Genomic DNA, 10,601 nt, shown 5'->3' with positions numbered 1-10,601 from the left:
TTAAAAAGGAGGAGGAAATATGATATTTAGAAAGTCGGAAATTAAAGATATTAAAGAAGTAATGAATATAATAAATGATGCAAAGAAATCACTTAAGAATCAAGGGCTTGACCAGTGGCAAAGTGGATATCCAAATGAAGAATCAATAAAAGAAGATATAAAAAAGGGTATATCATATGTTTTAGAGAAGAATGAAAAGATATTAGGAACTGCTGCAATTTCATTTGATGGTGATAAAACATATGAAAAGATTTATAAGGGGAATTGGATAAGTACTGAAGAATTTGCTGTTATACATAGAATTGCTGTTTTAGAAGAGGCTAAGGGGCAAGGCATCGCTGGGCAAATTATAAAAGAAACAGAAAATCTTTGTAATGATAGAAATATTAAAAGTATAAAGATTGATACACATAAGGATAATATTCCTATGCAAAATTCTATTAAGAAAAATGGCTTTGAGTATTGTGGAATAATTTATGTTTGTGATGGTAGCGAGAGAGTTGCTTTTGAAAAATATTTAAAATAAAAGATTAGAAACTAGAGTGAAATTAAGGTGTTGAAATAAATTAAAAGGTGGGATTTAATTGGGGTTATTGCAAAGTGTTTTTGGAAATTGGAATGATAATTTAGATGGTGCACAGGCTATGAAGCTTATAAATGAAAATAGAAATATGCTTATTATAGATGTTAGAGCAAAGCATGAGTTTGAAAGAGGTGCAATTGCTAGAGCGATAAATGTACCTATAGAGGAGCTGATTAAAAAGCTTCCAGAGCTTGAAAAGTATAAAAAACGTAAGATTTTAGTTTATTGTGGAATGGGAACAAAAAGTAAGGGGGCTATGCTTATTCTTAGAAGAAGTGGATTTGAGCATGTTTATAATCTTAAAGAGGGCATGGATACTTATATGAAAAAGAATTAAAAAATGGACTGCTAGTAAATTTTATTTATTAGCAGTCCATTTTTATATTATAAATTTATTTTACTGTACTTGCTTTAAATTCTTCAAGGAATCCCTGAGAGATAGTTCTTAAAGCATGTCCGATTTCTTTGTATGCTTCATCATTAAGATTAGCTAAAGAGATTCTTATAGACCACTGAGGTCCTTGAAAACCACTACCACCAAGAAGAACAATTGAAGATTCTTTTGCAAGTCTATATAAAACTTGAACTGGCTTATAGTTATCTTCAAGGAATATTGCAAAGTCGCTACCATAATTATTTTCTGCCCAGTCAAGTAAATCAAACTCAACATAGTAGTGTGCACTAAGTGGGTTAAGCTTTAAATCTATACCTAGTCCATCATAAAGAAGTTTCTTTCTTCTTTTACATATATCCATTGTTAGATTTTTATAATCATCATTCTTATCTAGAACTGCAAACATACAGAAGAATGCCATTTGAACTTGTTGTGGTGTAGAAAGCCCTGCTGTATGATTTAAGGCAACTTGTCTACTATCAGCAACAATTCTATCAATAAAACTTATTTTCTCAGGTGTAGTGCTTAAATGCCCATATCGACTTCTAAGTTCTCTTTTGAAAACATTAGGAAGTTCTGCTATAAGTTTATCAAAAACATTATTTTCATGAAGTGCTATTGTTCCAAGTCTCCAACCAGTAACTCCAAAGTATTTAGAGAATGAATAAACTCCAATAGTGTTATATGGTATCTCAGCCATAAGAGATTTAAAATCTTCTACAAAAGTTCCATAAACATCATCTGAGATAACCATTAAATCTTTATTATAGTTTTCAACTATATTAGCAATATAACTTCTTCCATCACAGTCAAGTGCTATTGATGATGGATTACTTGGGTTAACTATAAATAGTGCCTTAACCTTTGGATCTTTAAGCTTATCTAATTCCTCATCAGGGTATTGTCCTTGCTTTTCTCTAGTTTTTGAATCAGAGTTAGCAATAATAGGAACTATTTCAAGTTCATATTGAGGTAGTACTGGAATTTCAAGATATGGTGTGAAAACAGGAACCATTATAGCAATTTTATCACCCTTAACTAAAAGATTATTAGCTTTTAATGTATCAAATATATAGCACATTGCAGCAGTTGCCCCTTCAACGGCAAATATATCGAATTTCCCACCTTTTCCAGTATCATAAGACATTTCTTTTGTAAGATATTCATGCACTAAAGCTTCTATATGTATAAGCATTCTATCAGGGAATGGGTAGTTATCACCAATTATAGCATCAGTAAGTTCATGGACAAATCTATCTTTATCAAAGTTTTTCTCAAAAACACCATATTCAACAATTTTATCTAAAAGTTCTATACCAGGTGCAGTTTCATTATTTTTCACGAATTTTTTAAATCTATCATAAATGCCATTCTTATGAGGCATTCCACCAAGATCTTTTTCTTCCCAAACTCTTTTAGATTCAGTTATTGCAAACTGTCCAAATGTAAAGAAGGCTTCTCTTGGAGTTGTTGATATCCAGTTTGGATTTCCACGCCCAGCATCAAGTAAAGCTCTTGTACTTTTTTTTTCAGGTCTAGTAGCTAGGTTTATAAGTTCATCCTTAAATTCAAATGGACTAACTTTACCATAGATTTTTTCAATTTCTTCTTCTTGTATGTTTTTCATTAGTCAAGCCTCCTTGGAAGTAAGTTATTTTATTTCTAAAGTTCTTATGTGTAACATAAAAGCTATATTTTTATCTTTTAAGTAAATAAATTATAGCACGATTTAGTTACAGGGAAGTAAAGCTTGTCTACTATTAGGAGTGTATAAAGTGAGATTTTAAATAAATACTTATTAAATTGCAATATAACTGCTATTTTCGATAAATACTGCAAGAAAAAAATTATTTTAGTATTAAAAGTATAGATAATGATTTGAAAAAATATAAAAAAGTTAAGATGTTTTTTTGAAAAATGTATGAGAATAGATAAAATTAATATTTTGTGGGTATTGAAGTTCTTTGTTTTGAAGTTATAATTTAGTATAAGAGAATAAATTATATTAGATGGAGGAATTTTTATGGATAATAGATTAGATGAATTAAAGTTAGAACTTGAAAAGATAAGTAATTTAAATAATGCAGTTGCAGTTTTATCATGGGATATGCAAACTATGATGCCAAGTAAAGGAATTGCAAAACGTTCAAGTGTTATAGAACAAATATCTTCAGATGCTTTTGCACTTAGTACATCAGATAAGATGGGATTTTTACTTGATGAGGCAATGGGTATTTTAAATCAGCTATCAGAAAAAGATAGAGCAATAGTTAAAGTTGCTAAAATTGATTATGATAGATTTATAAAAATACCAGCGGCTAGATACAGAGCATTTGTTGGTGCTACTGGAATTTCTTTTGATGCATGGCAAAAGGCTAGAATGAATAATGATTTTGAGATTTTCAAGCCACATCTTAAAATTATGATTGATTTTAAGCGTGAATTTGCTGAGTATTTTGGATATGAGGACAGTAAATATGATGCACTTCTTGGTGAGTTTGAGGAAGGGCTTACAGTTAAGAAACTTGATAAAACTTTCTTAGAACTTAAAAATGGAGTTTTAGAGCTTCTTAGAAAAATTGAAAAAAGTGATAAAGTTATTGATAATAGTTTCTTTACAGGAAAATTCCCAAAAGATAAGCAAAAGAAATTCTCAGAATTTGTTTTATCTAAAATGGGATATGACTTTGAAAAAGGAAGACTTGATGAGAGTATGCATCCATTTACAACTGGATTTGGGAATAATGATGTTAGGGTAACAACTAGCTACGCACATGATGAGTTCACATACTGCCTATTTGGATGTATTCATGAAGGTGGACATGGAATTTATGAGCAAAATATTCCAGATGAGCTTCAAGGAACAGGTCTTGATAGTGCACTTTCTATGAGTATTCATGAATCTCAATCAAGATTTTATGAGAATATAATAGGAAGAAGTAAAGAGTTTTGGAGTTACTTCTTAGAATTTACTAAATTTGAATTTGAAGAATTTAAAGATATTTCAGAAGAAGATTTTTATAATGCTATAAACCTTGTTAAGCCATCTCTTATTAGAACAGAGGCTGATGAGCTTACTTACAATCTTCATATCATTATTAGATATGAAATTGAGAAAGCATTAATTGAGGGAAGTCTTGATATTGATGGAGTTAAAGAAGCTTGGAATAATAAGTATGAGGAATACTTAGGTATAGTTCCAGATAGTGATTCTACAGGAATACTTCAGGATATGCATTGGTCTGATGGAGCTTTTGGATATTTCCCAAGCTATGCACTTGGAAACCTTTATGGGGCACAAATGCTTTCTAAGATGAAGAGTGAGTATAAGAATATGAATATTGATATAGCAAATGGAGATTTAAGTGGAGTTTACAACTGGCTTAAAGATAATGTTCATCAGTATGGGGCTATATATAATCCTAGTGAGCTTATACAAAAGTGTACTGGTGAGGAATTATCAGGTAAATATTTCATTGACTATCTTAATGAAAAATATTATAAAATATATAATTTAAAATAGTAAAAAGGTGAGTTTCTATTTAATTAAATAGAAATTCACCTTTTTTGTCGAAAAAATTAGCTTGATAATTTTTATTATATGATATAGCTATAGTAATTTGATATAAAGAACAAAAGTACATATAACTTCATAAACTGCTAATAATAGATGGATAGGAGGGGTTTAGATGAACAGGATTTTAAAAGTTTTTTTACTTATTATTGGATTTATAAGTCTTATAATTGGCTGTGTAGGAATTGCACTACCGGTATTACCAACTACACCATTTTTAATACTTAGTTATATTTGTTTCTTTAAAAGCTCAGAGAAATTTAATAGGTGGTTTGTGGGGACTAAATTATATAAAACATATGTAGAGGATTTTGTTAAGAAGAAAGGTTTAACTTTAAAGAGGAAGATTTCTATAATAATTGTTGCAGATATTTTTATAATAACTTCTATGATTATAGTTAGAAATTTTTATATGAATATTGGGTTATCTATAATAATCATATTTAAATATTGGTATTTCTTCTTTAAAATTAAAACAATAAAAGAGCCATCAGTAGAAAAAGTTGAGGAATAAGTTTATTAAAAGGTGAATTTCAATTTAATTTGGAGTTTATCTTTTTTACTTTTTAAACAGATTTAGAAGAATTCTTTTAAGTCTATTCTGCATTAAAAGTTAATAAACTGAGAAGAAATTAGTATTTTTATGTAAAATATTGTATTGAGATGTTACAATTGCATTGTAATAATTTAATATTTTAATGAACTGTAATTCAACGGTTGGATTACAGTAATCAGAGGGGGAAATATATTTTGACTAGTTCTGTTAAGATAAATTCTAAAAAGATTTTAACCGGTTGGATTATACTTGTAGGATGTATGCTTATTCAGGCGATTCCATTTAGTGTTGCATCTAATATTCAACCACAATTTATGTCTTATGTTGTTAAGGGAGAGGGATTTCCACTTGCTGGTTTTTCACTTATTTTCACAATTTCAACAATAGTAGCAGCCATTGCATCACCTATAATTGGTGGATTGTATGCAAAGTATAATGCTAAGAAGATTTTAATTGTTGGTGCTATATTATCAGGGCTTGGATTTATGAGTTTTGGACTTGCAGAAAGTTTATGGCAGTTTTATTTAATTGGAGCTATAACACAAGTTGGAACAGCTGTAATTTCTTCAATAGGGGTTCCACTTCTTATAAATAGTTGGTTCTCAGAAGAAATTAAAGGGAAAGCTATGGGACTTGCCTTTGCAGGGGGAGCTTTTGGTAATATGTTTTTACAACAGTTTGCAGCAATCTCTCTTTTAAATAATGGATATAAAAAATCTTATTTTATATTTGGAGGAGTTTCTTTACTTGTTGGGCTTATTGTAACAATATTTATTTTGAAAATGCCAAGTAGAGAATCAGATTTAGTAAAAGCAAAAAATCATATTAAAAAAGATGAAAATTCAGTTGATATAAGTTATTCAGTTAAAGAGCTTAAAAATGTTAAATATTTTTGGTGCATGGCAGTTGCCTTTGCTTTAATTGGATTATATATTTCAGCTTTAATGGTTCAATACCCAGGATATCTTGGGACAGAAGTTAAACTTGCACCAGCCTTAATTGGTTCAGTTGGTTCAGTTGTAGCTATATTCTCATTACTTGGAAACCTTGCAGGTGGAGCATTATTTGATAAACTTGGAATTACTAAATGTATAGCAATGGCAGGAAGTGCTGCAACTATTGGTTGTATACTTTTAATGCTAAGTGTAACTAATAAAAACCTAGCATTTGGATTTGCAGCATTCTTTGGAATTTCAATATTCTCATATATTATGGGTGTAGCCTATATGACAGGTTCATTCTTTGGAAAGAAAAATTATGGAGCAATACTTGGAATTATAAATCTTATGTTTGCTGTTGGATATGCAACTGGTTCAAGTATGTTTGGAGTAATTGTAAGTAAAATGGGATATAGCTTTGTTTGGATGATAGTTATTATAATGGTGATAATTGCTTATATATTAATTATAATAGCATCTATTGGAATGAAGAAAGTTAATGCTAAGAGAACTGAAGAGTTTAAAAATAGAAAGATAGAAGTAAATTAATGATAAAATTATAAAAAGTGTAGTTACTACACACAATTAAGTTGGAAAAAGTGTTATGAGACTACACTAAAATGAACATGAGATTAAAAAAGCCTTTTATATGTAGTATTTTTAATATAATAATGAGAATAGACTTAGAAAAAATTCTAGGTCTATTTTTTATTTTTTCCATAAAATGATATACTAATATTATATTAAAATTAGTCATTTTAGCTTTAGCTTTAATGATAAAAAGAGGTGATTGTAGTTGAATATGGAACTTGAAATAAAACTTAGTAAGCTTCCAGAACTTAAAACAACTTTAGAGGAAATGGGGAACTTACTTTGACTTTGTAGGACTAGAGAAACAGCATCAAGAACTTGAGCTTAAAATGCAGGAAAATAGTTTTTGGGATGATGTCAGCAGAGCACAAGAAATTACGCAAGAGAGTAAAAATATTAAAGATAAAATAGATGGTTTTAGAACTTTAGTTAATAAAGTAGATGATATAGAGGTTTTAAAAGATTTTGCACAAGATGGAGATGAAGAGGCAGCAGTAGAGATAATTTTAGAGGTTGATTTTATTTCAAAGGAACTTGAAAAACTTAAAATAGAAACAATGTTTTCAGGTGAGTATGATAGAAATAATGCTATTCTAACTTTACATACAGGAGTTGGTGGTGCTGATGCTAATGATTGGACTTCTATGCTTTTAAGATTATTTACAAGATGGGCAGAGAAGAAAGGTTATGAAGTTGAGATGCTTGATTACCAAGCGGGTGATGAGGCTGGTGTTAAAAGTGCTAGTTTAAGTATTAAAGGTGAGTTTGCATATGGGTATTTAAAAGCAGAAAAGGGTATTCATAGACTTGTTAGGATTTCACCATTTAATTCTAATGGAAAAAGACAGACTTCATTTGCATCTGTTGAAGCATTACCTGAACTTACAAAGGAACAGGATATAGAAATAAATCCAGTTGATTTAAGAGTTGATACATTTAGAGCTAGTGGAGCAGGTGGTCAACATATTAATAAAACTGATTCGGCTATAAGAATAACTCATCTTCCAACAGGGATTGTTGTTCAATGTCAAAATGAAAGAAGTCAGTTCTCTAATAAAGATACTGCTATGAAAATGCTTAAGGCAAAACTTATAGAGCTTAAAGAGAGGGCACATAAAGATAAGATAGAAGATTTAACTGGTGATTTAAAAGATATGGGATGGGGAAGTCAGATAAGAAGTTATGTGTTCCACCCTTATTCACTTGTTAAAGACCATAGAACAAATGTGGAAATGACTAATGTAAATGCAGTAATGGATGGGGAGATAGATGATTTTATAATAGCGTATTTATCATCTAATCAAAAATAAAATTTAGTGTGATAGGAGTAAGATTATGAGTGATATTAATTTAATTATAAGTAGGGAACTAGGAATTTCAGTAGCACAAGTTGAAAGTGTTATAGAGATGCTTGATGAGGGGAATACAGTTCCTTTTATAGCTAGATATAGAAAAGAGAGAACTGGTGAACTTTCAGATGAGATACTAAGAACTTTACTTGAGAGATTAACTTATCTTAGAAACCTTTCAGAAAGAAAAATTGACGTTATAAGAATTATAGAAGAACAAGAAAAATTAACTCCAGAACTTAAAAAACAAATAGAAGCATCAAAAACTTTAACAGAAGTTGAAGATTTATATAGACCATATAAGCAGAAGAAAAGAACAAGAGCTACAATGGCTGTTGAGAGAGGACTTAAACCACTTGCAGAGCTTATATTAGAAGGGACATTTAAAGAGAATTTAGAAGATGAAGCATCAAAGTATATTGATGAAGAAAAAGGTGTGAAAACTTTTGAGGATGCTTTAAATGGAGCTATGGATATTATAAGTGAAATAATATCTGATAATGCAGACCATAGAAAATGGATTAGAAGACTTTTAACTATGCAAGGGTTACTTGTTACTAAGGGAAAAAGTGATGAAACTACTCCATATGAAATGTACTATGATTATAATGAGCTTGTAGAAAGAATACCATCTCATAGAATACTTGCTGTTAACAGAGGAGAAAAAGAAAAAATTCTATCAGTTAGTATAAGTGTTGATGAAGAGAAAATAACAAACTATCTTAAAAAGCGTATTTTAACAGGAAATGATATAACAGATAAATATTTAGAATTATCAATAAAGGATTCTTTAAAAAGACTTATCTATCCATCTGTTGAAAGAGAAGTTAGAAATGAGCTTAATGAGAGAGCTGAAATTGGAGCAATAGATATATTTAAAGCTAATCTTAAATCACTTCTTATGCAATCACCTATAAAAGGGAAGGTTATAATGGGATTTGACCCAGGATTTAGAACAGGATGTAAAATTGCTATTCTTGATGATACAGGAAAGTTTCTTGAAAATATCACAGTAATGGTTACTTTAGGGAAGAATAGACTTGAAGAACCTGTCAGAAAGATGAAAGACCTTATTAAAAAGCATAATGTTGAAGTTATATCACTAGGTAATGGAACTGCTTCAAGAGAGTCAGAAGAAGTTATAGCAAATATGATTAGTGAAATAAAAGCTGAAACAGGAAAAGATATTTTCTATGTAATAGTTTCAGAAGCAGGAGCATCAGTTTATTCAGCTTCAAAACTTGCAAGTGATGAATATCCAGATTTAGATGTAACAGTTAGAGGTGCTATTTCAATAGGTAGAAGACTTCAAGACCCACTTGCAGAGCTTGTTAAAATAGAGCCAAAAGCAATTGGTATAGGTCAATATCAACATGATATTGCAGCTAAAAAACTTGATGAATCTTTAAAAGGGGTAGTTGAGGATTGTGTTAATAATGTTGGTGTAGATTTAAATATAGCAACTCCATCTCTTTTATCATATATTTCAGGTATAAATGCTACAATAGCTAAAAATATAGTTGAGTATAGAGAAGCAAATGGTAAGTTTAAAACAAGAAAAGAATTATTAAAAGTTAAAAGACTTGGACAAAAAGCATATGAGCAATGTGCAGGATTCCTAAGAGTTGCAGAAAGTAAAGAAGCTTTAGACAATACAGGAGTTCACCCAGAGTCATATAAAGCTGCTACTTCACTTATAAAACTTTTAGAATATACAAATGAAGATTTAAAACTTGGAAATCTTTCTGATATAGAAGATAGAGTTAAAATAAAAGGATTAAAAGATATTGCACAGGAACTTGAAATTGGAGAGCCAACTCTTTTAGATATCATGAAAGAGATTAAAAAACCAGGTAGAGATCCAAGAGAAGAGCTTCCAAAACCAATGCTTAAGTCTGGTGTTATAAATATGGAAGATTTAAAACCAGGAATGAAACTTATGGGAACTGTAAGAAATGTATCTGATTTTGGAGCATTTGTTGATATTGGAGTTCACCAAGATGGACTTGTACACAAAAGTCAGATGGCAGAAAGAAGAATAAACCATCCTCTTGATGTAGTAAGTCTTGGAGATGTTATAGAAGTTTCAATAATAGAAGTTGATTTAAAAAGAAAAAGAATATCACTAACAATGAAATAAGAGTAGAAGAGGCTACATTTGAGAAATTCAAATGTAGCCTCTTCTTTTTATAAAAAAATATTTAAAGAAAATTTAATTTATATGTTTTGAACTTCTTTCTCTTTAGAAAATAAAGATTTTAATCCTTTATCAAGTTCTAGTCCATAGAATCCTTTCTTAAATAATATAAATCCAACAATAAAATAGATTATAGAAACTATTATTTTTGGAAGTAAAGAATCAGGCATAAAAGCAAGGAATGCAATAGCATTATTAGCAGCATGGATAATCATACAAGTTGCAAGTGATTTTGTATGGTAATAAACAAGTCCAAGTATACAACCTATAAGAAGAGCTGTAATAAATTGTGGAATGTTACCATGAATAAGACCAAACATAAATGCTGAAGCAAAGATTGCAAATTTAGGTGAATACCTCTTTAAAAGTCCATTAAGAAAAAAGCCTCTCATAAATAACTCTTCAACAAAAGCAGCTTC

The 10,601-nt window shown here is 29.9% G+C and carries 9 protein-coding genes; 7 read left to right on the top strand and 2 right to left on the bottom strand.

What is annotated here, in order from left to right:
• Window positions 1-19 precede the first annotated feature (19 nt).
• Both Q0V15_RS09255 and Q0V15_RS09250 read left to right on the top strand, forming a co-directional pair.
• Window positions 20-526, top strand: a complete 507-nt coding sequence (locus Q0V15_RS09255; RefSeq protein ID WP_297438277.1) for a GNAT family N-acetyltransferase — start codon at window positions 20-22, stop codon at window positions 524-526.
• Window positions 527-584: 58 nt separating this feature from the next.
• Complete coding sequence (locus Q0V15_RS09250; protein WP_297438275.1) at window positions 585-920, top strand: rhodanese-like domain-containing protein; 336 nt, start codon at window positions 585-587, stop codon at window positions 918-920.
• A 55-nt stretch (window positions 921-975) separates the two neighbouring features.
• Here Q0V15_RS09250 and aspD read toward each other — a convergent pair whose 3' ends face one another.
• Window positions 976-2,604: an aspartate 4-decarboxylase gene (gene aspD / locus Q0V15_RS09245; protein ID WP_297438273.1), complete on the bottom strand. Its 1,629-nt coding sequence runs from the start codon at window positions 2,602-2,604 to the stop codon at window positions 976-978.
• A 396-nt stretch (window positions 2,605-3,000) separates the two neighbouring features.
• Between aspD and Q0V15_RS09240 the strand changes: the two genes are divergently transcribed.
• From Q0V15_RS09240 to Q0V15_RS09220, 5 genes are all read left to right on the top strand, one after another.
• Window positions 3,001-4,500, top strand: a complete 1,500-nt coding sequence (locus Q0V15_RS09240; protein WP_297438272.1) for a carboxypeptidase M32 — start codon at window positions 3,001-3,003, stop codon at window positions 4,498-4,500.
• 166 nt (window positions 4,501-4,666) lie between these two features.
• Window positions 4,667-5,065 carry a YbaN family protein gene (locus Q0V15_RS09235; protein ID WP_297438269.1) on the top strand — a complete coding sequence of 133 codons (399 nt, stop codon included), beginning with the start codon at window positions 4,667-4,669 and terminating at the stop codon, window positions 5,063-5,065.
• 236 nt (window positions 5,066-5,301) lie between these two features.
• Window positions 5,302-6,594 (top strand): conjugated bile salt MFS transporter, encoded by a 1,293-nt coding sequence (locus Q0V15_RS09230; protein WP_297438267.1) that lies wholly within the window; start codon window positions 5,302-5,304, stop codon window positions 6,592-6,594.
• A gap of 247 nt (window positions 6,595-6,841) precedes the next feature.
• Window positions 6,842-7,946, top strand: a protein-coding gene (prfB, locus tag Q0V15_RS09225) for a peptide chain release factor 2 (RefSeq protein ID WP_297438265.1) whose coding sequence is annotated in 2 segments (ribosomal slippage) — window positions 6,842-6,919 and window positions 6,921-7,946 — 1,104 coding nt in all. Because the reading frame shifts where the segments join, the coding sequence is not laid out codon by codon here.
• A 25-nt stretch (window positions 7,947-7,971) separates the two neighbouring features.
• Window positions 7,972-10,125, top strand: coding sequence for a Tex family protein (locus Q0V15_RS09220; RefSeq protein ID WP_297438263.1), 2,154 nt, complete (start codon window positions 7,972-7,974; stop codon window positions 10,123-10,125).
• Window positions 10,126-10,202: 77 nt separating this feature from the next.
• On the opposite strand, the gene Q0V15_RS09215 is transcribed toward Q0V15_RS09220, so the two are convergent.
• On the bottom strand, window positions 10,203-10,601 hold a 399-nt coding region (locus Q0V15_RS09215), incomplete at its 5' end, for a CPBP family intramembrane glutamic endopeptidase (protein WP_297438261.1).

Source organism: uncultured Clostridium sp. (genome assembly GCF_947036855.1).
In the GTDB taxonomy this organism is placed as follows: Bacteria; Bacillota; Clostridia; order Clostridiales; family Clostridiaceae; genus Sarcina.
The sequence above is the reverse complement of the archived record's forward strand: the minus strand, read 5'-3'. Positions and strand labels throughout refer to the sequence as shown.

What these genes read in the sequence shown, in the direction of transcription:
- Q0V15_RS09235 (WP_297438269.1), top strand. Translation starts at nt 4,667, where the DNA reads ATGAACAGGATTTTAAAAGTTTTTTTACTTATTATTGGATTTATAAGT.
- Q0V15_RS09240 (WP_297438272.1), top strand. Translation starts at nt 3,001, where the DNA reads ATGGATAATAGATTAGATGAATTAAAGTTAGAACTTGAAAAGATAAGT.
- aspD (WP_297438273.1), bottom strand. Translation starts at nt 2,604, where the DNA reads ATGAAAAACATACAAGAAGAAGAAATTGAAAAAATCTATGGTAAAGTT.
- Q0V15_RS09220 (WP_297438263.1), top strand. Translation starts at nt 7,972, where the DNA reads ATGAGTGATATTAATTTAATTATAAGTAGGGAACTAGGAATTTCAGTA.
- Q0V15_RS09255 (WP_297438277.1), top strand. Translation starts at nt 20, where the DNA reads ATGATATTTAGAAAGTCGGAAATTAAAGATATTAAAGAAGTAATGAAT.